Here is a 24,134-nt window from a genome sequence, read left to right on the forward strand (position 1 = left end):
CGCTACGAGAAACGGGCCTACATCTACCTCGGCACCGTCACCCTCGCAGCACTCATCATCTGGCTCCGCTCATGATCCGAGAAACAGCGCCTAGGGCCGCGCGCGTTCCCCGGCGCTCACCACCCGGCGGTGCTCAGAACCCTCGAGTCCGCTTGGCGGCCCGGCGCCCCCCGGCGGACCCGAACCGCAGGAACAGCCGGGAGATCTCCGACCCCAGGTTCACCCCGATCGCGATGGCCATCGCCAGGGACACCGCGTTGGCCAGCGACACCAGGCCCTTGTCGACGTTGTTCTGGGCGATCGAGAGCAGCCCGAAATACGTGGCGGAGCCAGGCAGCAGCGGCCCGATCGCCGCGGTCGTGTACGGCAGCGCGGACGCGAACCGGTAGCGCGACAGCAGTTGCCCGAACAGTCCCACCAGCCCCGCCGCGACGGCCGTGGAGGCGACCGGCGACAGCCCGCCCGGGTAGTGCAGCGCGCCGTACACGCTCCACGCGACGCCGCCGTTGAGGGTCACCCACAGCACGGTGGACCGTTCCTGCTGGAGCAGGACGGCGAAGGTCAGCGACAGCAGCATCGACGCCACGATCTGCACGATGGGCCGCTCGGCGAGGTGCAACGCCGCGTTCGGGTCGAGTTCGGCGCCCAGCTTCACCCCGAAGTAGAGGGCCACCAGGACACCGGCGACGATGCCCACGAAGAAGTACATGACCTCCAGCAGGCGCGCCGCGGCGGTGATGTAGAAGCCGGTCAGCCCGTCCTGCACGCCCGCGACCAGGGCTCGCCCGGGCAGCAGCGCGAACAGCCCACCGGTGATCACCGCGGAGGCGGCCACGGGCACATGGGCCAGCGTGAGCGCGACACCGATCGCGGCCGGCGGCATCGCGGCAACCATGAACTGGTAGAACTCCGGCAGCCCGCGGCCCGCGCACAGCCACGCGAGCCGGTCGCCGAGCATGGCGCCCAACGCGGCCGCGACGAACACGATCAGATCGCCGCCGACGAGCACGGAGGCGGCACCGGCGAGCAGCCCGCTCGCCCCGGTCAGCGCCCAGCCGGGGTAGGGGTGCCGGTTGCGGCGGATCTCGGCGAGCCGCCGGTAGGCGTCCTCCAGGGAGATCGAGGTCTCCGGGTCGGTGAGGTCGTCCACGAGGCGGAACACGGCCTGCAGGCGGGTGTAGTCGGTGCCCCGGCGGCGTACCGTCCGCGAGGCCGACACGGGGTCCTCCACCAGGGACGGCTGGTAGGAGATCGACAGCAGGGTGAAGGTGACGTTCGGCTCGCAGCGGTCGAGGCCGTAGGACCGGCAGACCGCGAACATCGCCGCCTCCACGTCCTCGGCGCCCTCGCCGCCCGCCAGCAGCAGTTCGCCGATGCGCAGGGTCAGGTCGAGCACGCGCGGTACGGCGGGACCCGACTCGCCGACCTTCTGCACCGGCTCCGGCGCGGGCCGCTCGGTCACCGGCATGCGCAGCATCGCGCGCATCCGGTCCTGCCAGGGCGCCTCCTTGGTGAGCCGCACCGCGGGTATCCCGGAGGGCGGTGTGAAGGCGGGCGGGGCGCTTCGGGTGCTGTAGGTGCTCGGCGGGCTGAACGCGGATCCCTCCGGCTCGGCGGCGGGCGGCTGCGGGACCTGGAGGCCCTCCGGGAGGGCGAACTCCGACGTGGTCTCGGAGTCGGCACCGACCGCCGGTACGTCCAGGCCCTCGGGGAGCGCGAACTCCGACGTCGTGGACGACTCGCCGCCGACCGCCGCCGGCACGCCCACGCTCGCGGGGGCGGCGAAGGCCAGGGTCGTGGCGGACTCGCTCCCGCCTCGCCCGTCGGGCGCGAACACGCCCTTCGCCTCGTCCGACCGCGGCTTGCGGTCCACCCCGTTCGGCTCCACCACCTGCTTCTGCCTTGCCCTTCCGTGCGCGCGTGTCCCGTGGGTACCTTCCGTGCGCCCCAGTATGCGCACCTACGCCAGCGGGCCGCGTCACCCGGAAGGGTCACGCGGCCCGCTGGCGGTCGGGAGAGGGGGGTCAGTGACCGCCGTGCTCCTTGAAGCGCTTGAACGAGCGCTCGATCTCGGCCTCGGCGTCCACGCGGCCCACCCAGTCGGCGCCCTCGACGGACTTGCCGGGCTCCAGGTCCTTGTAGACCTCGAAGAAGTGCTGGATCTCCAGGCGGTCGAACTCGGAGACGTGGTGGATGTCCCGCAGGTGCTCAACGCGCGGGTCGGACGCCGGCACGCACAGCACCTTGTCGTCGCCGCCCGCCTCGTCCGTCATCCGGAACATGCCGATGGCGCGGCACTTGATGAGGCAGCCGGGGAAGGTCGGCTCCTCCAGGATGACCAGAGCGTCCAGCGGGTCGCCGTCCTCACCCAGGGTGTTCTCCACGAAGCCGTAGTCGGCCGGGTAGCTGGTCGAGGTGAAGAGTCGACGGTCGAGGCGGATACGACCGGTCTCGTGGTCCACCTCGTACTTGTTCCGCGAACCCTTCGGGATCTCGATCGTGACGTCGAACTCCACCGGTGGCTCCTCCATGATCAGCACATAGTTCTGGTGGTTAAGTGTCCCTCACGCAGGAGTGTGATCGCGAAAGGGGCTGGTGGTCGTGCCGGAGCTGGGGCCTTGGCGGGCTGCGGGACCACGTCTCGTACGGGTCGCGCAGGCCGTGAAACCGCACCTCACGCGCATGGCCCAGGCCGTGGAACCCCGCGCCCGGCGGATCACCGAAACCGCCCGACCCGGTGTGACGCGAATCACGGGGGTGGTGAAACCGCACGTCGCGCGGGTCGCGCGCGCCGTACGCCCACCCTACGGGAGGCTGACGACCCCGCAGCTGGCGGCCGTCGCCGCCACCGTGGGCCTCGCGCTCGCGGCCGGGGCCGTGACCGCCGCCGGTCCCTGGGACTCCTCCGGTCAGCGTACGGCCGAGCGCGACCTCGCTGCAGCGTGGGACCGCCGAGGTGGCGCAGATCACGGGGCCGGTACGGCGGCGGACGCCCCTGCTCCCGCCCCGAGCGCCGCCTCCGTGCTCGTCGCCCTCGGCGGAGCCACCATCAAGTCCGCCCCCGAGGACAAGCCCCTCGCCGCTGTGCTCGACCCGCTCCTGCGCGACCCGTCCCTCGGCGCCCGGCGCAGCGCCGCGGTCGTCGACGTGGCCACCGGGAAGCGCCTGTACGCCAAGGGCGGGGACGACGCACTGACGCCCGCCTCGACCACGAAGATCGCCACCGCCGTCGCCGCGCTCTCCGCGGCGGGCGCCGACCACCGCTTCACCACGCGCGCGGTGCTGGAGCCCGGCAGCGACCACCTGGTCCTCGTCGGCGGCGGCGACCCGACGCTGACCGCCCGCGAGCAGGGCGGGGGCTGGGCGAGCCTGCGCACCCTGGCCGACGAGACCGCCGCCGCCCTGAAGACGCGCCACCTGACCTCGGTGACCCTCTCGTACGACACCGCCCTGTTCACGGGCCCGGCCCTGCACCCCATCGGCGTCAACGACAACCTGGCCCCGGTCACCGCCCTGATGGCCGACGAGGCCCGCACGGACGACACCTCCAGCGGGCCGGCCCCGCGCGGTACGGACCCGGCGGCCGACGCGGCCCGCACGTTCGCCCGACTGCTCCAGAGCCGCGGCATCAGGACCTCGCAGCCCGGCCCGGCGAAGGCCACGGCGCGCGCCGAGGCGCTGGCCTCCGTCCAGTCGCCGCCCCTGTCCGCCGTCGTCGAGCGGATGCTCACCAACAGCGACAACGACATCGCCGAGGCCCTCGCCCGTCAGACCGCCCTCGCCACCGGCGGCCGCCCGAGCTTCGACGGGGGCGCGGCGGCGATCTCCGCCCAGTTGAGGAAGCTGGGCCTCCCGGTCGGCGGCTCGCAGTTCCACGACGGCAGCGGCCTCGACCGCGACGACAAGCTCACCGCGGACCTGCTGACCGCCCTGCTGGCGAGCGCAGCCTCCCCGTCCCACCCCGAACTGCGCGCCGTCCTCACGGGTCTGCCGGTGGCCGGTTTCACGGGCACCCTCAGCGACCGCTACGCGGACGCCGCCGAACACTCCGGCGTGGGGCTCGTCCGCGCCAAGACGGGCTCCCTGACCGGCGTCAACACGCTCGCCGGAACGGTGGTCGACGCGGACGGCCACCTCCTGGCGTTCGCGTTCCTTACGGAAGGTTCGATGGACCAGACGACGGCGAGAACGGCCCTGGACCACACGGCAGCGACCCTGGCGTCCTGCGGCTGCGGCTGACGACCGCTGAGAGTTCGGGGGGCGGCACAGCCCCCAACCACCGGGCACAGCCCAACCAAGGCTCACCCCGGCCGAGCCCTTTCGACCCTGCCCCCAGCGGCAGCGCTCACGTACCGTTGACACATGACGAGCATCGGTGGTGCCGGATCTCCTGGGATGGTCGACTGGAATCTCGCGGTGGCGACCGCGACCCGGTTCGTGCGGCCGGGCCCCGAAGTGAGCCGCGACGAGGCCCGGGCCGTCGTCGCGGAGCTGCGCCGCCACGCGAAGGCCTCGGAGGAACATGTCCGGGGCTTTACTCGTCTGGGTGAAGAGGGTGTGCACGACACCCCGGTCCTCGTCGTGGACCGCCCCGGTTGGGTCCGGGCGAACGTCGCCGGGTTCCGGGAGATCCTCAAGCCCCTCCTCGACAAGATGTCGCAGCGCCGCGGCAGCACTCCCGGCGGGGCCGTCCTCGGCGCCGTCGGCGGCAAGGTCACCGGCGTGGAAGTGGGCATGCTGCTGTCGTTCCTGTCCAGCCGGGTGCTCGGCCAGTACGAGACCTTCGCCCCGCCCACCCGCGAGCTGCCCGCCGGCGAGAACGGCGGTGGCCGCCTGCTGCTGGTCGCGCCGAACATCGTCCACGTCGAGCGGGAGCTGGACGTGGACCCGCACGACTTCCGCCTGTGGGTCTGTCTGCACGAGGAGACGCACCGCACGCAGTTCACCGCGGTGCCCTGGCTGCGCGACCACCTGGAGGGCGAGATCCAGTCGTTCCTCGGGGAGACCGAGATCGATCCCATGACCGTCCTGGAGCGCGTCAGGGAGGCCGTCCAGTCGCTCGCCGGGGGCCGCCCGGAGGGCGAGGAGGGCGACGAGGGGCACTCCCTCGTGGAACTCGTGCAGACCCCCGCCCAGCGGGAGATCCTCGGCCGGCTCACCGCGGTGATGTCGCTCCTGGAAGGACACGCCGACTTCGTGATGGACGGCGTCGGACCCGAGGTCGTCCCGAGCGTCGCCGAGATCCGCGAGAAGTTCCAGCAGCGCCGCGCCAGGGGCGCCTCCCGCCTGGACCTGGCCCTGCGCAAGCTGCTGGGCCTGGACGCCAAGCTCAGGCAGTACCGCGACGGCGAGCGGTTCGTGCGGGCGGTCGTCGAGCAGGTCGGCACGGACGGCTTCAACCGTGTGTGGACCTCCCCGAACACCCTCCCGACCAAGGCGGAGATCGCCAAACCGGCGGACTGGGTCGCACGGGTGCACCGCAGGGCTGAATCGTGAACCCGGAGTGAGAGCCGTGAATCCGGAGTGAAGTAATCCGGCCGTCGGCAGGTCAACGCTCCGCCAATCACCCTTCCGAGGGACCGTGAGCCTTGGACAGGCGTGCAATGCTCGGGGAACGCCCCGTTTCTGTCACCATCGACACACTCTGAGTGACCAGCTTCGGGTTCACCCCCCGACACAACTTCATGAAGGGAACCGGACATGGGTCCCCATCCCGCGGTCGCGGCGATACGCCTGGCGGTCCGCCGCGTCCTCCACGACATCCTGACCGAGCAGACCGCCGAGCGGCCGAGAGAGCACGTGACCGTCGGCCGTCCGCCCCACGAGCGCCCGTCCGCGCCGCTCGTGCTCGTGGCATGCTCGGGCGGCGCCGACTCCGTGGCGCTCGCCTCCGCCCTCGCTTTCGAAGCACCCAAGCTCGGCATCTGCGCCGGCGGCATCACCGTCGACCACGGCCTGCAGCCCGGCTCCGACCTGCGCGCCGCCGAGGTCGTCCTGCGCCTGCGCGAGCTGGGCCTGGATCCCGTCGAGTCCGTCGCCGTCACCGTCGGCCGTGACGGAGGACCCGAAGCCGCCGCCCGCGACGCGCGCTACTCCGCCCTGGACGCCGCCGCAGACCGCCTCGGTGCGAGCGCGATCCTCCTCGGGCACACCCGCGACGACCAGGCCGAGACCGTCCTGCTGGGCCTCGCCCGCGGCTCCGGCATCCGCTCGCTGTCGGGGATGGCCGCGGTCTCGGGGGCCGGCGGCCGCTACCGCCGCCCCTTCCTCCACATCGACCGGCAGACCGCCCGCAAGGCCTGTATGACCCAGTCGCTGCCCGTCTGGGACGACCCCCACAACACCGACCCCGCCTACACCCGCTCCCGGCTCCGCCACGAGGGCCTTCCCGCCCTGGAGAAGGCGCTCGGCAAAGGCGTCGTCGAAGCCCTCGCCCGCACGGCGCAGCTCTCCCGCGACGACGCCGACGCCCTGGACGCCTGGGCCAGCCAGGCCGAGGCCTCCGTCCGCGACGCCTCCGGGCTCCTGGAGTGCGCCAAGCTCTACGCGCTGCCCCCCGCCGTCCGCCGCCGCATCCTGCGCCGCGCCGCCATCGAGGCGGGCGCCCCGGCCGGGTCCCTCTTCGCCCGGCACATCGAGGAGGTCGACCGGCTGATCACCGGCTGGCGGGGCCAGGGGGCCATCAATCTCCCGGGCAAAGTCGTCGCCCAGCGGCAGGGTGGCAGACTGGTGATTCGGCAAGGCTGAGAACACGCCCCCTGCGGGAGGCGCCCGACCGCCCCTCGGGGGGTCGGTCAGCCACGCGAGCGGGCCGAGGGGCGCGCCGCTGTCGCGAGGTAGAGCGCGGGCACGCCGCGAGGGCTGTAGTCGCCATGCGGCTGCCGCCGCGCGGGTGAACCGGCCGCGGTCGCCTCGACGACGGCACGGCGCCCCGGACGCGAGCGAGCAATCGAAGCGGCGGGACGACCGAAAGTGATGCGGGTGGACGCGAAAGACATGGGTGCCGACCTCAAGCAGGTGCTCATCACCAAGGAAGAGATCGACGCGAAGCTGGCCGAGCTGGCCGCGAAGATCGACGCGGAGTACGCGGGCAAGGACCTGCTGATCGTCGGTGTTCTCAAGGGCGCGGTGATGGTCATGGCCGACCTCGCCCGGGCGCTGTCCACCCCCGTCACCATGGACTGGATGGCCGTGTCCTCCTACGGCGCGGGAACGCAGTCCTCCGGCGTCGTGCGGATCCTCAAGGACCTCGACACCGACATCAAGGGCAAGCACGTCCTGATCGTCGAGGACATCATCGACTCCGGGCTGACCCTGTCCTGGCTGATCTCCAACCTCGGCTCCCGCGAGCCCGAGTCGCTGAAGGTCTGCACGCTGCTGCGCAAGCCGGACGCCGCCAAGGTCGCCATCGACGTCGAATGGGTCGGATTCGACATCCCGAACGAATTCGTCGTGGGCTACGGCCTGGACTACGCGGAGAAGTACCGCAACCTCCCGTTCGTCGGTACTCTCGCGCCCCACGTCTACGGCGGCTGAACCCTCCGCGGCCCGGCACTCCCGGCCGCCCGCGCGGCGGCCGGATCCCGGATTGCGGTCTTTGTAAGACGTTCGGGAACCACAACGGGTTTCGCGCCGTTGGAGATGCGTGGGCGGTATTGCCGGTAGTCCCCTGCGGCTGAGGGTGGCGATCCTGGGGTACCGTCGGAAGAACTGTTTTTATCAAACTCACTATGGCAGGAGGGACGGGGCGGCACCGCTCCGTATGGATGGACGTGAAGCGATACTTCCGTGGGCCGGTCATGTGGATCGTGCTGGCCGTCCTTGCCGTGGTCGTGTTGATGCAGGTCGTCGGCTCTTCAGGCGGCTACAAAACGGTGGACACCGGCAAGGTCGTCCAGGCGATCAATGACAACAGGGTCGACTCGGCCAAGCTGACCACTGGCGACGAGCAGGTCATCAAGGTCTCGCTCAAGGACGGCGTCAAGGTCGACGGCAGCTCCAAGATCCAGGCGAGCTACATCGGCGACCAGGGCGTGACCCTGGCTAACACCCTGCAGGACAAGTACCAGAACAAGCAGATCCCGAAGGGCTACACGGTTTCGCCGTCCAAGCAGAACCCCTTCGTCGGCATCCTGCTCTCCCTACTGCCCTTCGTCCTGATCGTGGTCGTCTTCCTGTTCCTGATGAACCAGATGCAGGGCGGCGGCTCCCGGGTGATGAACTTCGGCAAGTCGAAGGCGAAGCTCATCACCAAGGACACCCCGAAGACGACGTTCTCGGATGTCGCGGGTGCGGACGAGGCGGTCGAGGAGCTCCAGGAGATCAAGGAGTTCCTGCAGGAGCCGGCCAAGTTCCAGGCGGTCGGCGCGAAGATCCCGAAGGGCGTGCTGCTCTACGGCCCGCCCGGTACCGGTAAGACGCTGCTCGCGCGTGCCGTCGCCGGTGAGGCGGGTGTCCCGTTCTACTCGATCTCGGGTTCCGACTTCGTCGAGATGTTCGTCGGTGTCGGTGCCTCCCGGGTCCGTGACCTGTTCGAGCAGGCCAAGGCGAACGCCCCGGCGATCGTCTTCGTCGACGAGATCGATGCGGTCGGCCGTCACCGCGGCGCCGGCCTCGGCGGCGGTCACGACGAGCGCGAGCAGACCCTGAACCAGCTGCTCGTCGAGATGGACGGCTTCGACGTCAAGGGCGGCGTGATCCTCATCGCGGCCACCAACCGCCCCGACATCCTCGACCCTGCCCTCCTGCGCCCCGGCCGCTTCGACCGTCAGATCGCGGTCGACCGCCCGGACATGCAGGGCCGTCTGGAGATCCTCAAGGTCCACCAGAAGGGCAAGCCGGTCGCCCCGGACGTCGACCTGTCGGCCGTCGCCCGCCGCACCCCCGGCATGACCGGCGCCGACCTCGCCAACGTCCTGAACGAGGCCGCGCTGCTGACGGCCCGCAGCGACCGGAAGCTGGTCGACAACCGGATGCTGGACGAGGCGATCGACCGCGTGGTCGCGGGCCCGCAGAAGCGGACCCGGATCATGTCGGACAAGGAGAAGAAGATCACCGCGTACCACGAGGGCGGCCACGCCCTGGTCGCGGCGGCCTCGCCGAACTCCGACCCGGTCCACAAGATCACCATCCTGTCCCGCGGCCGCGCCCTCGGCTACACCATGGTCCTCCCGGACGAGGACAAGTACTCCACGACCCGCAACGAGATGCTGGACCAGCTGGCCTACATGCTGGGCGGCCGCGCGGCCGAGGAGCTCGTCTTCCACGACCCGACCACCGGTGCCGCGAACGACATCGAGAAGGCCACCAACCTGGCCCGTGCGATGGTCACGCAGTACGGCATGACCGAGCGCCTCGGTGCGATCAAGTTCGGCAGCGACGGCAGCGAGCCGTTCCTCGGCCGTGAGATGTCTCACCAGCGCGACTACTCGGAAGAGGTCGCCGCGCTGGTGGACGAGGAAGTCAAGAAGCTCATCGAGACGGCGCACAACGAGGCCTGGGAGATCCTTGTCGAGAACCGCGACGTCCTCGACAACCTGGTGCTCCAGCTGCTGGAGAAGGAGACCCTGGGCAAGGAGGAGATCGCCGAGATCTTCGCGCCGATCGTCAAGCGCCCGCCGCGGCCCGCCTGGACCGGCTCCTCGCGCCGCACGCCGTCCACCCGCCCGCCGGTGCTCTCCCCCAAGGAGCTCGCACTGACGAACGGGGCGAACGGTGCAACCCCGGCGATCGCGAGCGCCGCGGATTCGGTCTCCACGGAGGCGTCTTCCGAGGACCGCCGCGAGAGCTGAGCACGGGGTCCCACCGGCCCCGGAATTTCGGCCGCGCCCCCCAGGGTTCTAGCCTGGGGGCGCGGCCGGTTTTGGTAGGGCCGCAGATGAGACGCGCGACCCGTGCGCGTCACAGGCGCAGGAACGAGGCACCACATGACCGACCCGGTGACGCTGAACGGCGAGAGCACGATCGGCGAGTTCGACGAGAAGCGTGCGGAGAACGCCGTGCGGGAACTGCTCATCGCGGTCGGGGAGGATCCGGACCGAGAGGGGCTGCGAGAGACGCCGGGCAGGGTGGCGCGGGCTTACCGGGAACTCCTGGCCGGGCTCAGGCAGGAGCCCGAGGACGTGTTGACGACGACGTTCGATCTGGGCCACGACGAGATGGTCCTGGTCAAGGACATCGAGATCGTCTCCCTCTGCGAGCACCACCTGCTGCCGTTCCACGGTGTCGCCCATGTCGGCTACATCCCGGCCGAGAGCGGAAAGATCACCGGCCTGTCGAAGCTGGCGCGTCTCGTCGAGGTGTTCGCACGCCGGCCGCAGGTGCAGGAGCGACTCACCACGCAGATCGCCGACTCGCTCATGCGCATCCTCGAGGCGCGGGGCGCCATCGTCGTCATCGAGGCCGAGCACATGTGCATGTCCGTGCGCGGCATCCGCAAGCCGGGCGCCAAGACGACGACGTCGGCCGTGCGCGGCCAGCTGCGGGACGCCACGACGCGCGCCGAGGCGATGAGCCTGATACTGGCGCGCTGACCGCCCTCAGCGCCGTCCGTCAGGAGACGGGTGCCGCGTTGCCGTCGTGGTCGTCGTCCTCAGGGAGCTTGCAGACCCGCTCCAGGAAGAGGGCGGCCGCTATGACCGCGATGCCCGCGACGACCGAGAAGCCGGCGTAGATGGCCTGGTCGCGGCGGGAGGGCAGGTCCAGGGAGCCCAGCAGGAAGACCCCCGTGCCTCCGTACATCCCGGCGACCAGGGCCGCGACCAGGGCGCTGGCCTGCCCGAAGACGACCGCGCGGGCCGCCATCAGCGGGTCGACGCCCTTCGCGTCCTGTTGGCGCTCCCGCTGGGCCTTGAGGCGGGAGCGCAGGGAGAGTGCCGTGGCCAGCAGGACCACGGCGATCAGGGCGAGGACGACGGGCGCGGCCAGCGGGACCCGGGGCAGTGTGCCCACGGCGTCCCACAGGCGGGCGCCCGCCCAGGACAGCACTCCGGCCACCACGAACACCGCCGCCAGCGTCCTGATGCGCAGCTCTTTCACGATGTCCCTTCGTCGGCCCGGGCGTCGGTCGCACGGGGCGGTGATCCATCAGGCCCCGGCCCGGTAGACCTTAACGACTACTCGGGCAGCCGGAGTTCCAGGTCGCCACGGGGCGTGACCCCGTGGCGGGTGACGGCGTCGAGCAGGTGTGCCACCGGGCCGCGACCGGGCAACTGGGCCTCGGGGTCCAGGTCGTGCCAGGGCGCGAGGACGAAGGCCCGCTCGTGGGCGCGCGGGTGGGGCAGCGTGAGCACCGGGTCGTCGGAGACCACGTCGGCGTACGCGACGATGTCCACATCCAGCGTGCGCGCCCCCCAGCGCTCGTCGCGCACCCGGTGGAAGGCCTCCTCCACGGCGTGCGCCCGCTCCAGCAGGGAGGAGGGGGGCAGGGTCGTCTTCACGACGACCACCGCGTTGAAGTACGTCGGCTGGCTGCCCGGCGCCACGCCCCACGGCTCGGTCTCGTACACCGGCGAGACCGCCTTGACGCGGACGCCCGGCGTGTCCTCCAGGGCGTCTATCGCGCCCTGGAGGTTCTCCAGGCGGTTGCCCAGGTTCGAGCCGATGGAGATCACGGCCCGTTTCGGGTTCTGCAGGGTGGTGTCGGCGGCGTCCACCTTCTCCACGACGGAGGCGGGCACCGGCTGGACGGTCGGGTCGCTCTGACCCCCGGCGAAGAAGGCGGTCATACTCGGCTCCGGGTGATGGTGACGGTCACGTCGTCGAAGGGGACCGTGATCGGGGCGTCCGGCTTGTGGACGCAGACCTCGACCTCCTGGACCGGGGCGTGCTTGAGGCAGGACAGGGCGATGCGCTCAGCGAGCGTCTCGATGAGGTTCACGGGCTCCCCCTCGACCAGGGCGACGACCTCCTCGGCCACGACGCCGTAGTGCACCGTCTTCGACAGGTCGTCGTCGCTCGCGGCCGGCCGGGTGTCCACGCCCAGGACGAGATCGACGATGAAGGTCTGGCCCTCCTCGCGCTCCCTGGGGAACACGCCGTGGTGCCCGCGGGCCTTCAGGCCGCGCAGCGCGACACGATCCACGCGAATCACTCCTGCAATCGTCGGTAGCGGCCGATTGTCACCGGGTGCGGACGGTACACCGGCCTCGAACGAATCTACCTGCGAGCACTGACAGCGTCGGCCCACGGGGGCGCGCGCCGTCGGCACCGGCAGGAGGGTTCGGCGGGCGTTTCCCCTGGGGAACACGGTGGCTCATGGCCAGGTAGCCGCCCATACCCAGGAGTAGGTGATTCCGACCACTTCAGGCCGCCTACCCACTCGCGCGGGCCGCCCATCCCTCTCAGACGGAGTCGTCCTCCTCGTCCTCACTGGTTTCGGTCAGCACGGGGGAGGCGTGGTGCGACCAGAGCTTCCAGCCGTCGGAGGTGCGGCGGAACACGTTCGTGGCGACCACGAGCTGGCCGACGAGCGGGCCCGGCTCCTCGCCGCCGTCGGGGGGCGGGCCGCCGCTGAGGATGTTCTCCGTGCAGGTCACGAGGGCAGTGTCGCCGGTCACGGAGACATGGACGTCGGTGAGGAAGAACTGGATGTAGTCGGTGTTCGCCATGATCAGCGCGTACGACCTCAGGACCTCGCCGCGTCCGGTCAGCACGGGCCAGCCGGGGTGGACGCAGGAGACCACGCCGGTGTCGGCCGGGTCGTGGTACTCCTCGTCGACACCCAGGTCGGAGGGGGCGAGCCAGAGCGAGGACAGCTCCTCGAAGTCACCCCGCTCCATGGCCTCGTAGAAGGCCGTGTTGGCCAGTTCGACCTGTTCGACGTCGGTGTGGGCGGTGCTCACCGGGCTCCTTCGGGGGTTCCGGTCGTGCGTGCGTCCTCCAGGGCGCGGGCGACGCGTACGGCGTCCGCCGTCGCGCGCACCTCGTGCACGCGCACGGCCCAGGCGCCGGCGTGCGCGGCGAGTGCGGAGACGGCGGCCGTGGCGGCGTCGCGCTCCCGCGCGGGCGGGGGCGCGCCCTCGGGGCCGGCCAGCACGCGGCCGAGGAACCGTTTGCGGGAGGCGGCCACCAGGAGGGGGTGGCCGAGGCCGAGCAGGCGGTCGAGGTGGGCGAGCAGGGCGAGGTCGTGCTCGGCGTCCTTGGAGAAGCCGAGACCGGGGTCGACGACGATGCGGTCCGGGGCGACGCCGCCCTCGAGAACGGCCTCCACGCGCGCGTGCAGCTCGTCCACGACCTCGGTGACGACGTCCTCGTACACGCCTTTGACGTTGCCGTCCTGCAGGAAGCCGCGCCAGTGCATGACCACGAAGGGGGCGCCCGTGGCCGCGACGACCGGGATCATCGCGGGGTCGGCGAGGCCGCCGCTGACGTCGTTGACGAGTACGGCGCCCGCCGCGAGGGCCTGCTCGGCGACACAGGCGCGCACGGTGTCGACGGAGACCGTGACGCCCTCGGAGGCGAGGCCGCGCACGACGGGGATGACGCGCCTCAGCTCCTCGGCCTCGTCGACACGGATGGCACCGGGGCGGGTGGACTCCCCGCCGACGTCGACGAGGTCGGCGCCCTCGGAGGCCAGGTCGAGGCCGTGCTTGACGGCGGCGGTGGTGTCGAACCAGCGGCCGCCGTCGGAGAAGGAGTCGGGGGTGACGTTGACGACCCCCATGACCGCACAGCGGTCCCACACCGGAAGACCGGCCACGCGGCCCCGCCCACTCTTCGTGCTCATACGTTCAGCGTAGGCCCCCGGGGCCTGTCTTTCGGATCAGCTCGGCGTCGCGGGGCGTGGTAAAGACGGGCCCGAGCCCCCGCACCCGGCCCCAGGGACGGTGACCGTCACGGCGGCCGGCTGCGGTCGGGCTCCGGGGGCGGCCCGGTGAGGCCCCCGGGGGATCGGGGCCCCGACCGGGCCCGTTGGGGCTTGTCAGGCTCGGCTGGGAGTCCGTACTCCGCGTTCCGCCACGCCGTGCGCGCACGGGCGCGGGGCCCGGGACGTGCGACGCAGGACGCGGGGCAGAGCCAGGTTCACGAAGCCCTCGGCCTGCATGACCGCGAAGCCGATGCGCGGGAGGTCGCGGGTGGAGGCGTACACCATGAAGCGCGGCTCCCAGCGCGGCTGGAACTTGGCGTTGAACTTGTACAGGGACTCGATCTGGAACCACCGGGAGAGAAAGACCAGCAGCCCCCGCCACGCCCGCAGCACGGGCCCCGCACCGATCTTCTCGCCGCGGGCCAGCGCCGAGCGGAACATCGCGAAGTTCAGCGAGACCCGCTCGATGCCGAACTTCGGTGCGGCCTGCAACGCGGCCACGATCAGCAGTTCGTTCATGCCCGGGTCGGCCGAGCGGTCGCGGCGCATCAGGTCCAGGGAGGCCCCGTCCGTGCCCCAGGGGACGAAGTGCAGGACGGCCTTCAGGTCGCCGTACGGTCCCGCCTCCGCATCCGCCTTGTGCGCCGTGGCGATCAGGCAGTCACCGTCGGCCGGGTCCCCGACACGGCCGAGCGCCATGGAGAAGCCGCGCTCGGTGTCCGTACCGCGCCAGTCCTCGGCCGCCCGTCGTATGCGCTCCAGCTCCCCCTCGCCGAGGTCACGGATGCGCCGTACCCGGGTCTCGTAACCCGCGCGCTCGATGCGCTTCACCATCTGGCGCACGTTGCGCATCGCGCGCCCGGAGAGGGAGAAATCCCCGACGTCCACCACCGCCTCGTCACCCAGTTCGAGGGCGTCCAGGCCGGTCTCGCGGGTCCACACCTCGCCGCCCGTCTCCGAGCAGCCCACGACCGCGGGCGTCCAGGAGTGCGCCTTGGCCTCGTCCATGAACCGCTCGATGGCGCCCGGCCAGGCCTCCACGTCGCCGATCGGGTCGCCGCTTGCCAGCATCACGCCCGACACGACGCGGTACGTCACCGCCGCCTTGCCGCTCGGTGAGAAGACGACCGCCTTGTCACGGCGGAGTGCGAAGTGGCCGAGGGAGTCACGACTGCCGTGCTTGTCCAGCAGGGCGCGCAGCCGTGCCTCGTCCTCCTCGGTGAGCTGGGCGGCCGGGTGTTCGGGCCGGAACGCCAGGTAGATGGTGGTGATCGCGGTGATGAGACCGAGCGCGCCGAGCGAGAAGCCCACCGTCCAGGAGGTGTTGCCGGTGTAGTCGACCGGGCCCTCGAAGCCGAACAGGCCGTACAGGACGTGCTCGAGGCGGTCGGACAGGCTCGGGTCGCCGACCATGCGGTGCGAGTGGACGCTGACGATGACCAGGCCCAGACCCACGGAACCGGCGCCCATGAGGATGAAGTTGGCCAGTGCGCGCCAGCGGCTGCGCGGGTCGGGCAGGGCCGCGAACTCGCTCCGGTGACGCAGCAGCGGCACCAGCAGGGCCACCGCGATGAGCACGCCGACGAGGGAGTGGCGGTAGACGTACTCCGACACGGCGCCCGCCGGAAGGAGCACCACCGCGGCGCGCCATGCCCGGCGCTTGCGCCGGCGCAGCCCGTGGGCCAGGAGCAGCAGCAGGACGCCCGCGCTCAGGGACAGGGCCGCGGCGAAGGGTCCGAACGAGCCGGGCAGCACCTCGGCCATGCGGTGCATACGGCTGTGTCGGAAGCGCGGGAACACGCCTGCGGCGATGTCCAGGACTCCCACGAGGGTGCAGGCCCTGGCGATCAGCGTGGGGACGGCCTCCGGACGCGGGCCGCGGAGTATGCGCCGCACCACACGTGATCGCTCCGGAACCTCACCTGACTTTTCCCCATCTATCCTGACAGACATCGCATCCCGTAGTTCTGCGAGAGACCTTGAGCCCGGTGCCGATCGGGGCATCCGGCGACATTGCGCCCTCTAGGACGGTGTCTCGGGGAGAGAGGTTCACTCCCCATCACAAAGCTGGTTCAAAGCCGACGGAAAGTCCGGGGCAAGGGCCGGCGAAACCGCGGGGGCGGGCCCCGCGGCCGTATGGAAAGCGCAGGCAGGAAAGAGCCCATGGGTCTCACGAGCAACAAGGTGCTGGCGCTGGCGATCGTGTTCGCCGTGCTGCTGTTCGTCGGCACGGTGTGGTACTGGCCACGGCTGGCACGACGGAGCTGGCGGGCCGTCAGTGGACGGGTCGGTCTGCTGTTCGCCACCCAGTTGTCGATCTTCGCGTCCCTGGGGCTGCTCGCCAACCAGACCTTCGGCTTCTACGCCAGCTGGGCGGATCTGTTCGGCCAGGAGAACGAGCAGGGCGTGGTCCTCGCCGGTGGCACCGCGGGGTCGGGCGGCGGGCCCCTCCAAGTCATGGACACCCAGACGGTGCCCGTGCCGGGCGGCGGGCGGCCGCAGATCGGCGGCCAGATCCAGAAGGTCGCCATAACGGGGAGTGGCACTCATATCGCCACATCGGCACTGGTGTACCTGCCGCCGGAGTACTTCCAGCCGCAGTACCGCGCGAGGACGTTCCCGGTGACCGTCGTCCTCACCGGCTACCCGGGGACGACCGCGGCGCTCGTCAAGGGGCTGCACTACCCGCAGACGGCGCAGGATCTGGCCAAGAAGGGCAAGATGCAGCCGATGATCCTGGTGATGATGCGCCCGACCGTCGCGCCGCCGCGGGACACGGAGTGCGCGGACATCCCGGGTGGACCGCAGACGGAGACGTTCTTCGGGAAGGAGCTCCCCTATGCGGTCCGGTCCCACTACAGGGTGGGCCCGATCCCCTACGGCTGGGGCATCATCGGCGACTCCACGGGAGGCTACTGCGCGCTGAAGCTGGCGATGCACCACCCGCTCACGTACGCCGCCGGGGCGGGTCTGTCGCCGTACTACAAGGCGGCGGTCGACCCGACCACGGGCGACCTGTTCGGCGGGAAGAAGGACCTGGAGAACCGCGCCGACCTGATGTGGTGCATCAAGCACCTGAAGGCTCCCGACACTTCACTGCTCGTCACCAGCAGCAAGGCCGGGGAGAAGGACTACAAGTCCACGCTCCAGTTCATAGACGCGGTGAAGGCCAAGAAGCCGACCAGGATCTCGTCGATCATCCTCGACAGCGGCGGCCACAACTTCAACACCTGGCGGCGCGAGATCCCGGCCGCGCTGCAGTGGTTGAGCGGGCGGCTCAGCGACCGCTGAGTGGCCGAATAGGCGGCGGCTCGGACGGGAATTCCGCGCAATCCCAAGACGGGCGGGTCGAGGTCCCCTGACTCGCTTTCGGGTGCGGGAGCCCGGGCCGGAGATCGAGATCACGGCCTCCCGATGAATGATCTTGAAAGTGGGTCCGGGCGGCCCCGGGAAGGCGACTGCCGTGCCACGTGAAGGGCCTGGCAGGGCGGTCGCTGCCCGCCCAGGGGACCGCTGACAAGATCGTCGGCGTATCGGCGCCGAAGGGAATCGCGTGGATTCGCAAGCCGCCTGTTCCCATTCCGATGCCGGTGGGACTGGGTGAACGCTGCGGAGTGGCCGTGTTTTTACCGGGCGTGGCACCATCATTCGCCTACGCGCGGTAAGTTTCTGGCCATGCCACGTGGACGTCACCGTCATTCCCCACCCTTGCACAGGCTGTTGCCTCCTTCGGTGATCGCAGGCGTCTCGGTCGTCTGCGCCGTGGGGCCCTGGTTGTTCACGGAGCCGCTGGTGCTCCGTGGGCTGGCCGCGGGTGCCGCGGTCACGACGATCGTGGGCTCGGTCGTCATGCGCCGCTGGGATCTGGCCGCGGGCAAACGCGTCGCCGACCTCACGCGCGCGCGGGCGAGCGACGAATGGCGTCACGAGGAGCGCGTCGCCGAGTTGGAGACCGACCTCGAGGAGTCGCGCGAACTGCGCGCCAAACTGGAGCAGAGGCTCCGGGCCAAGCGCACGGAACTGGCCAATCTCCGCAACGAACACGCCGCCCTGCTGCGGCGGTACGCCACGGCGGAGACGGAGCGCGCGAGCGCCCTGGAGGGCCGCCGCCGGTTGGCGATCGAGGCCGCGCCCGCTTCGCCGGAGCTGTCCGCGCCGGTCGCTGAGGCGCCCGCCACCGAGCCGGACAAGGGCGCCGGGCCGGCGCCGTCCGCGCCCCGGGCGTTCTCCCCGGAGGGCCCGGCGCTCTTCGCGGCGGCCAACGAGGCGCTGGCACGGCTCGCCCGGGGCGGGGGCACGGGCGTGGCCGGAGAGCCGGACGCCGACGCCGGGGCGGCGAGCGAGAAGGACTCCCCGACGAAGGGCGGCCCGGACGACGACGGCGGCGAGCGCGCCGACCCCGACGCCTCCGACGCCCCGGATGCCCTGGAGGCTGCCGCCACCCCTGAGGCCGAGGCCGAGCCGACCCCCGAGCAGGAGCACCCGGCCGCCTCGCAGGAACAGCAGCCCCAGCCTCCCGCCGCGACGTCGGCCCACACCACCGGCCACTTCACGGTGCCGACCGCCGTGGCCGTCGTACCGTCGGCCCCGCGTCCGCGCCCGGCCGTCGAGGGCGGGTTCGACTTCTTCGGCACCAAGTCGCGGCAGAGCCTGGAGGCCGTGCAGAACGAGGACCTCGCGGACGTCGTCGGCCAGGAGGCGCTCGCGGTGCACAAGGCGGAGTCCGAGTCCGCCTTCAAGTCCGCCGACCCCGAGGCGCGCGCCGTCGGTCAGGTCATCGACCTGACGGCGCACGACGAGACCGAGCGGATCGACGTGCAGGGGCTGCGGACCGCGGCCTCCTGAAGGTGTCAGGACGTGGATGAGGGGCGGCGGCACGCCAGGTGCCGCCGCCCCTCACGTCGTCACGTGGCGACGCTGTCGCCTACGAGGCCATCCACCGGTCCGGCCGCGCGTCCCGCCGCCCCGTGCGTGACCGGTCCGCCTGCGCGTACAGCAGCGCCGCCGCCTCCTCGACGTCCCTGAGGCGCGCCGTGACGGTCTTGTTCGCGCCGGTGTCCAGGTGCACGTCGGCGACCCGCCACAGCCGCTGCCACGGCCCCTGCGTCAGCCGTGCGCTCTGCACCTTGGCGTGCGGGACGAGGGACAGGGTGCGGCGCAGCAGGCCGTGCCGGGCGGCGAACACCGTCTCGGTGACGGCCAGCCCCTGGCCGCGCCACCACACCGGCAGGCACCGGGCCGCGCGCCGCGGCGGCCGGGACAGGGGCGTCGGAACGGTCACTCCGGGCAGCACCCGGGCGATCACCGACTCGGCGGCCGCGCGCGGGGCGACCGGCACCAGCACCGAGTTGGACGAGCCCGCCACGTCCAGTTCGACCCGGACCCAACCGCGCCTCCGCCACAGCAGCGGCTCCACGATCCGTACGCTCTGCACGCGCCCCGGCGGCACCGTCTCGTGCGACCGGTCCAGCAGCCCGTGGTCGATACGGAGCCCGTCCGGCGACTCGCCCACCGTCCAGTCGTACGCGCGCACGAAACGGCCCGCCGACCTCGTGGCCGCGCCGCCGATCAACGGCACCCCGGCGGCCAGCACCGCCCCCACGCTGTGCGTGCCGAGCCACACCAGCGTCGGCACGACCAGGGCGCCGAGCAGCGAGCCCCAGGTGGCGCCGATGAGGAGGAGGGAGACGGCCAGGTCGCCCGGCGGCACGTGCAGCAGCCGCCGTACCGGCGCCTCGCCGACCTCGTGCGCCGTCTCGGGGGCGAATCCGGCCGCGCGGGCGAGGAGTTCGGCCCGCAGCGCCCGCGCCTCCGCCTGGCCGAGATAAGCCAGTTCGTCCTTCTTGTGGGTGCCGATGACGTCCAGCTTGAGCTTGGCGACACCCGCGAGGCGGGCCAGCAGCGGCTGGGTGACGTCGACGGCCTGCAGCCGGTCCAGACGGATGTGCGCGGTACGGCGGAACAGCAGGCCCGTGCGGATGCGCAGTTCGGTGTCGGTCACCGAGAAGTGCGTGAACCACCAGCTGAGGAAGCCGTACAGGGCGGCGGCCGGCACCAAGGCCGCGAGCCCGATGAGGAGCGCGGTCGCGGTCAGTTTCGCCAGCTGTTCCTGGGCCTGGTTCGGGTCGTGCACGGCCCAGCCGACGACCACGGCGACCGGGGCCCAGGCGCGCCGCAGCGGGGTCACGGGATGCAGCCGCCGCTCGGCGCCGCGCTGCCCCTCGGATATGCCGGGCTGTGCCCCGCCGTCGCTCACAGCCCCGCCGATCGGGCCTCGCCCAGCTCGGTCAGCCGGTCCCGCAGCCGCTCCGCCTCGGCCGGATGCAGCCCCGGGATCCTGGCGTCGGTCGCGGCGGCGGCCGTGTGCAGCTGGACGCTCGCCAGTCCGAAGTGCCGTTCGACGGGGCCGGAGGTCACCTCCACGAGCTGCATGCGGCCGTACGGCACCACGGTCTCCTCCCGCCACAGCACGCCCCGGCTGATCAGCAGGTCGTCGGCGCGCTCGGCGTACCGCCAGGAGCGCCAGTTGCGGCCGAGCAGCACCCAGCCCCAGGCGAGCCCGGCCAGCGGCAGCAGGGCGAACAGCGCCCACACCGGTCCGGCCAGCAGCCCCGGCAGCAGCGCCACCGCGAGCGTCCCCAGCCCGGCCCACAGCACCAGCAGCATCCGGCGCATCCTCAGCAGCCCCGGCGGCAGCCCCGTCCAGACGGGCTCCGCGCCCGCCTTCACCGTCCCCGTTTCCATGGCGCAAGCGTACGTACGAGAGACTGGGGCCATGACTCCTACGACGGAGACCATGGTCGGGATCGGCGGCGGCGCGGAGAGCACCGACATGGTGCTCAACATCGGGCCCCAGCACCCGTCCACGCACGGTGTGCTGCGGCTGAAGCTGGTGCTGGACGGCGAGCGGATCAAGCGCGCGGAGCCGGTCATCGGCTATATGCACCGCGGTGCGGAGAAGCTGTTCGAGGCGCGTGACTACCGCCAGATCATCATGCTGGCCAACCGCCACGACTGGCTCTCGGCCTTCTCGAACGAGCTGGGCGTGGTCCTCGCCGTCGAACGGATGCTCGGCATGGAGGTGCCCGAGCGCGCCGTGTGGATGCGCACGCTGCTCGCGGAGCTGAACCGGGTCCTCAATCACCTGATGTTCCTCGGTTCCTATCCGCTGGAGCTGGGCGGCATCACGCCGGTGTTCTACGCGTTCCAGGAGCGCGAGGAGCTGCAGAACGTCATGGAGGAGATCTCCGGCGGCCGCATGCACTACATGTTCAACCGGGTGGGCGGGCTCAAGGAGGACCTCCCGGCCGGATGGACCGCACGCGCGCGTACCGCCGTCCGTGACGTGCGCTCCCGTATGGACCGGTTCGACGACCTGGTGCTCGGCAACGAGATCTTCCGGGGGCGCACCCGGGGCGTGGGCGTCCTCGCGCCCAAGACCGTGCACGCGTACGGCGTCAGCGGGCCGATCGCTCGCGCCTCCGGTGTGGACTTCGACCTGCGTCGGGACGAGCCGTACCTGGCCTACGGGGAACTCCAGGACACCCTCAGGGTCGTCACCCGTCAGGAGGGCGACTGCCTGGCGCGCTTCGAGTGCCTGCTGGAGCAGACGCACAACGCGCTGGACCTGGCCGACGCGTGCCTGGACCGGCTGGCCGAGCTGCCGGTGGGGCCGGTCAACCAGCGCCTGCCCAAGGTGCTCAAGGCCCCCGAGGGCCACACCTACGCCTGGACCGAGAACCCGCTCGGCATCAACGGCTACTACCTGGTCAGCAAGGGCGACAAGACCCCGTACCGGCTCAAGCTCCGCTCGGCCTCGTACAACAACATCCAGGCGCTGACCGAGCTGCTGCCGGGCACGCTGGTCGCGGACATGGTGGCGATTCTCGGGTCACTGTTCTTCGTGGTCGGGGACATCGACAAATAGCCCCTCGGACAGCTCCTCGAGCGCGCCGCCCGGGAGGCCCACCGGCTGGAGGAGCCAGCCGAAGTCACCGAGGCCGCCGGGCGCGGTGAGTTCGGCGGCGGCTCCGGCGTGCGCGAGGGCGCGTACGTACGCGGTGGGGTCCGTGGAGGCGAGGGTGAGCGGGGGGCGTGCGCCGGTGATCCCGAGGGCCCGCAGCGCGACGCGCTGGGTCAACAGGCGTGCCCCCGGCAGGGCACACGCGTCCAGGGCCACATGCGCCGTGATGTCGCAGGAGCCGTCCGGAACGGGAGCGCACTCCCGGCCCGCGCGGAATCCGGTGAGCGTCCCGAACGGCGGCCGGGCGTCCGCGCGGTGCGCGTAGTCGACGGCGACGGCCAGCCCGCGCTCGACGGTGGCGACCGCGGCGGCCCACGCGGTGTCCCGGGGCACCCCGATCTCGGCCCGGGCCCCTTCGGCGGACAGCGGCCACCAGCGCTCCAGCCACGCGGCATCCGCTCCCGTGACCGGCTCCCCGAGCCGCTCGGTCCCGTCCCGGCGGACCAGGACCAGCCGGGGCAGGCCGTCGGCGTCCGCCTCCGCGACCTCGACCGGCACGTTGTCCAGCCACTCGTTCGCGAACAGCAGCCCAGTGATCCCCTCCGGGGGCTCGCCCAGCCACTCGATCCCGCGATCCAGGCCCTTGGGCCTCTCGGCGATCTCCACGGCGCAGGCGCGCGTGCGGGCGGCCACGTCCCCGGGCAGCGCGTCCAGGACCCCGGCGACCAGTTCGCCCCGCCCCGCCGCCATGTCCACGAAGGTCAGCTCGGCCGGCCGTCCCAGCTCCTCGTCGACCAGGCACAGCAGCCGGGCCACGGCCACGGCGAACAGCGGCGAGGCGTGCACGGACGTGCGGAAGTGCGCCGCGGGCCCCTCGGGCCGCCGGTAGAACCCGTCCGCCCCGTACAGCGCCTCCTCGGCCGCCGCCCGCCATCCCCGCCACTCACCGCTCAGCCGCTGGTCCACGGGGTCAGGCTAGGCGCATGTTCGCAGGCATCTGCGACCAAGGGGTACCGGCGGGTATCCACCTTGCGGAGTACGTGTGTCCGTCACGGATCGGCCCTCCGGTTGACCCCCGCGCCCTGCGCGTTTCCCTACTCTGGGTTACGTGCAGCGCCTCTATGACTTTCTCCGCAGGCATCCCACCTGGGTCGACAGTTTCTGGGCCGTCGTCCTGTTCGGGCTCTCCTGCGTGAGTCTGACGAACCTCAACGGGGCGCCGGACCACCACGGATCGCTCCCGGTCGGGCTCGCCGTCTCCGCCGTGCTCTGCCTCGTCGTCGCGCTGCGCCGCCGCCTGCCCGAGAAGATGCTGATCGTCGCCGCCGGCATGGGCCTGGCCCAGCTGGTCCTGGACGAGCAGCCGATGATCGCCGACTTCGCGATGCTGGTGATCATCTACACGGTCGCCGCCCTGGGGGCCCGCTGGGCCTCGCGCGTCGGCCTGATCGCCGGCCTGAGCGCGGGCACCCTGGCCGCGGCCCGCTGGCCGGAACACCACTCCAGCGTCCTCGGCAACATCGCGATAGCCGTCTTCCAGACCGTGCCCTTCGCGCTCGCCTGGGTCCTCGGTGACTCCCTGCGCACTCGGCGCGCCTACTTCGCCCAGCTGGAGGAGCGCGCCGCCCGGCTGGAGAAGGAGCGCGAGGCGCAGGCCAAGGTCGCGGTCGCCGCCGAGCGCGCCCGTATCGCCCGCGAGCTGCACGACGTGGTCGCGCACAACGTCTCGGTGATGGTGGTGCAGGCCGACGGCGCCGCCTACGTCCTCGACACCGCCCCCGACCAGGCGAAGAAGGCCCTGGAGACGATCTCCACCACCGGCCGCCAGGCGCTCGCCGAGATGCGCCGCCTGCTCGGCGTGCTGCGCACCGGCGAGCACAAGGAGGAGGGCGAGTACGTCCCGCAGCCCGACGTCGAACAGATCGACGAGCTGGTCGAGCAGTGCCGCAGCGCGGGCCTGCCCGTCGACTTCAAGGTGGAGGGCACCCCGCGCCCGCTCCCCAGCGGCGTGGAGCTCACCGCGTACCGCATCGTGCAGGAGGCGCTCACGAACACCCGCAAGCACGGGGGGCCGGACGCCGGCGCCAGCGTGCGCCTGGTGTACTTCGACGACGGCCTCGGACTGCTCGTGGAGGACGACGGCAAGGGCGCCCCGCACGAGCTCTACGAGGAGGGCGGCCTCGACGGCAAGGGCCACGGTCTGATCGGGATGCGGGAGCGCGTCGGCATGGTCGGCGGGACCCTGGACGCGGGCCCCCGCCCCGGTGGAGGCTTCCGCATCAGTGCCCTGCTTCCGCTGAAACCGGCCCACTGACACATGCCCGGCCCCCAGCCCGCCCGACACCCACCTACCGGAGGACCCCC

General features: G+C 71.7%; 21 protein-coding genes. 10 read left to right on the forward strand and 11 right to left on the reverse strand.

What is annotated here, in order from left to right:
- Positions 1-133 precede the first annotated feature (133 nt).
- Positions 134-1,891 (reverse strand): threonine/serine exporter family protein, encoded by a 1,758-nt coding sequence (locus tag ACZ7L1_RS32855; RefSeq protein WP_471442432.1) that lies wholly within the window; start codon positions 1,889-1,891, stop codon positions 134-136.
- 133 nt (positions 1,892-2,024) lie between these two features.
- Entirely contained in the window at positions 2,025-2,516 is a 492-nt protein-coding gene (locus ACZ7L1_RS32860; protein WP_388988106.1) for an inorganic diphosphatase, read from the reverse strand.
- A gap of 79 nt (positions 2,517-2,595) precedes the next feature.
- Here ACZ7L1_RS32860 and dacB point away from each other — a divergent pair, with 79 nt between their 5' ends.
- The 6 genes from dacB (at position 2,596) to folE (ending at position 10,532) form a co-directional block, all read left to right on the forward strand.
- Positions 2,596-4,239, forward strand: a complete 1,644-nt coding sequence (gene dacB, locus ACZ7L1_RS32865) for a D-alanyl-D-alanine carboxypeptidase/D-alanyl-D-alanine endopeptidase (RefSeq protein WP_471442435.1) — start codon at positions 2,596-2,598, stop codon at positions 4,237-4,239.
- Between the two features lie 123 nt (positions 4,240-4,362).
- The gene (locus ACZ7L1_RS32870; RefSeq protein WP_471442436.1) at positions 4,363-5,496 is read left to right on the forward strand and encodes a zinc-dependent metalloprotease; all 1,134 of its coding nucleotides are present in this window, start codon (positions 4,363-4,365) and stop codon (positions 5,494-5,496) included.
- Positions 5,497-5,700: 204 nt separating this feature from the next.
- A complete protein-coding gene (gene tilS, locus ACZ7L1_RS32875; protein WP_471442438.1) occupies positions 5,701-6,747 on the forward strand; it encodes a tRNA lysidine(34) synthetase TilS in 1,047 nt (348 codons plus the stop codon).
- Between the two features lie 228 nt (positions 6,748-6,975).
- Positions 6,976-7,536 carry a hypoxanthine phosphoribosyltransferase gene (gene hpt / locus ACZ7L1_RS32880; RefSeq protein ID WP_103840506.1) on the forward strand — a complete coding sequence of 187 codons (561 nt, stop codon included), beginning with the start codon at positions 6,976-6,978 and terminating at the stop codon, positions 7,534-7,536.
- Positions 7,537-7,766: 230 nt separating this feature from the next.
- Positions 7,767-9,791, forward strand: a complete 2,025-nt coding sequence (gene ftsH, locus ACZ7L1_RS32885) for an ATP-dependent zinc metalloprotease FtsH (RefSeq protein WP_471442530.1) — start codon at positions 7,767-7,769, stop codon at positions 9,789-9,791.
- Positions 9,792-9,926: 135 nt separating this feature from the next.
- On the forward strand, positions 9,927-10,532 hold the full coding sequence (gene folE, locus ACZ7L1_RS32890; RefSeq protein WP_263231210.1) for a GTP cyclohydrolase I FolE: 606 nt from the start codon (positions 9,927-9,929) through the stop codon (positions 10,530-10,532).
- Between the two features lie 19 nt (positions 10,533-10,551).
- Here the strand turns inward: folE and ACZ7L1_RS32895 are convergent, their stop codons facing one another.
- The 6 genes from ACZ7L1_RS32895 to ACZ7L1_RS32920 all read right to left on the reverse strand — a co-directional run bounded on the left by ACZ7L1_RS32895 (position 10,552) and on the right by ACZ7L1_RS32920 (position 15,760).
- Positions 10,552-11,037, reverse strand: coding sequence for a DUF3180 domain-containing protein (locus ACZ7L1_RS32895; protein ID WP_471442448.1), 486 nt, complete (start codon positions 11,035-11,037; stop codon positions 10,552-10,554).
- Between the two features lie 77 nt (positions 11,038-11,114).
- On the reverse strand, positions 11,115-11,726 hold the full coding sequence (folK, locus tag ACZ7L1_RS32900; RefSeq protein ID WP_471442450.1) for a 2-amino-4-hydroxy-6-hydroxymethyldihydropteridine diphosphokinase: 612 nt from the start codon (positions 11,724-11,726) through the stop codon (positions 11,115-11,117).
- Complete coding sequence (gene folB / locus ACZ7L1_RS32905; RefSeq protein ID WP_471442452.1) at positions 11,723-12,082, reverse strand: dihydroneopterin aldolase; 360 nt, start codon at positions 12,080-12,082, stop codon at positions 11,723-11,725. Before folB ends, folK begins: the two co-directional genes overlap by 4 nt.
- 259 nt (positions 12,083-12,341) lie before the next feature.
- Positions 12,342-12,842: a nuclear transport factor 2 family protein gene (locus ACZ7L1_RS32910; RefSeq protein ID WP_471442454.1), complete on the reverse strand. Its 501-nt coding sequence runs from the start codon at positions 12,840-12,842 to the stop codon at positions 12,342-12,344.
- Positions 12,839-13,726: a dihydropteroate synthase gene (folP, locus tag ACZ7L1_RS32915; RefSeq protein ID WP_471442456.1), complete on the reverse strand. Its 888-nt coding sequence runs from the start codon at positions 13,724-13,726 to the stop codon at positions 12,839-12,841. Before folP ends, ACZ7L1_RS32910 begins: the two co-directional genes overlap by 4 nt.
- A gap of 195 nt (positions 13,727-13,921) precedes the next feature.
- Positions 13,922-15,760 carry a phosphatidylglycerol lysyltransferase domain-containing protein gene (locus ACZ7L1_RS32920; RefSeq protein WP_471442458.1) on the reverse strand — a complete coding sequence of 613 codons (1,839 nt, stop codon included), beginning with the start codon at positions 15,758-15,760 and terminating at the stop codon, positions 13,922-13,924.
- A 210-nt stretch (positions 15,761-15,970) separates the two neighbouring features.
- Between ACZ7L1_RS32920 and ACZ7L1_RS32925 the strand changes: the two genes are divergently transcribed.
- On the forward strand, positions 15,971-17,098 hold the full coding sequence (locus ACZ7L1_RS32925; RefSeq protein ID WP_471442460.1) for an alpha/beta hydrolase-fold protein: 1,128 nt from the start codon (positions 15,971-15,973) through the stop codon (positions 17,096-17,098).
- 384 nt (positions 17,099-17,482) lie between these two features.
- On the forward strand, positions 17,483-18,652 hold the full coding sequence (locus tag ACZ7L1_RS32930) for a hypothetical protein (protein ID WP_471442462.1): 1,170 nt from the start codon (positions 17,483-17,485) through the stop codon (positions 18,650-18,652).
- A 79-nt stretch (positions 18,653-18,731) separates the two neighbouring features.
- Here the strand turns inward: ACZ7L1_RS32930 and ACZ7L1_RS32935 are convergent, their stop codons facing one another.
- Both ACZ7L1_RS32935 and ACZ7L1_RS32940 read right to left on the reverse strand, forming a co-directional pair.
- Positions 18,732-20,063, reverse strand: coding sequence for a PH domain-containing protein (locus ACZ7L1_RS32935; protein ID WP_471442463.1), 1,332 nt, complete (start codon positions 20,061-20,063; stop codon positions 18,732-18,734).
- Positions 20,060-20,551 carry a PH domain-containing protein gene (locus ACZ7L1_RS32940; RefSeq protein WP_471442465.1) on the reverse strand — a complete coding sequence of 164 codons (492 nt, stop codon included), beginning with the start codon at positions 20,549-20,551 and terminating at the stop codon, positions 20,060-20,062. The genes ACZ7L1_RS32935 and ACZ7L1_RS32940 overlap by 4 nt, the downstream gene beginning before the upstream one ends.
- A 31-nt stretch (positions 20,552-20,582) precedes the next feature.
- Here ACZ7L1_RS32940 and ACZ7L1_RS32945 point away from each other — a divergent pair, with 31 nt between their 5' ends.
- Positions 20,583-21,734, forward strand: a complete 1,152-nt coding sequence (locus ACZ7L1_RS32945; RefSeq protein ID WP_471442467.1) for an NADH-quinone oxidoreductase subunit D — start codon at positions 20,583-20,585, stop codon at positions 21,732-21,734.
- Here the strand turns inward: ACZ7L1_RS32945 and ACZ7L1_RS32950 are convergent.
- Positions 21,699-22,736 (reverse strand): SAM-dependent methyltransferase, encoded by a 1,038-nt coding sequence (locus ACZ7L1_RS32950; protein WP_471442469.1) that lies wholly within the window; start codon positions 22,734-22,736, stop codon positions 21,699-21,701. The two genes, ACZ7L1_RS32945 and ACZ7L1_RS32950, sit on opposite strands and share 36 nt — an antisense overlap.
- A gap of 142 nt (positions 22,737-22,878) precedes the next feature.
- Here ACZ7L1_RS32950 and ACZ7L1_RS32955 point away from each other — a divergent pair, with 142 nt between their 5' ends.
- The gene (locus ACZ7L1_RS32955; protein ID WP_471442470.1) at positions 22,879-24,084 is read left to right on the forward strand and encodes a sensor histidine kinase; all 1,206 of its coding nucleotides are present in this window, start codon (positions 22,879-22,881) and stop codon (positions 24,082-24,084) included.
- Positions 24,085-24,134 lie beyond the last annotated feature (50 nt).

It is taken from the genome of Streptomyces sp. NPDC107546, assembly GCF_055639175.1.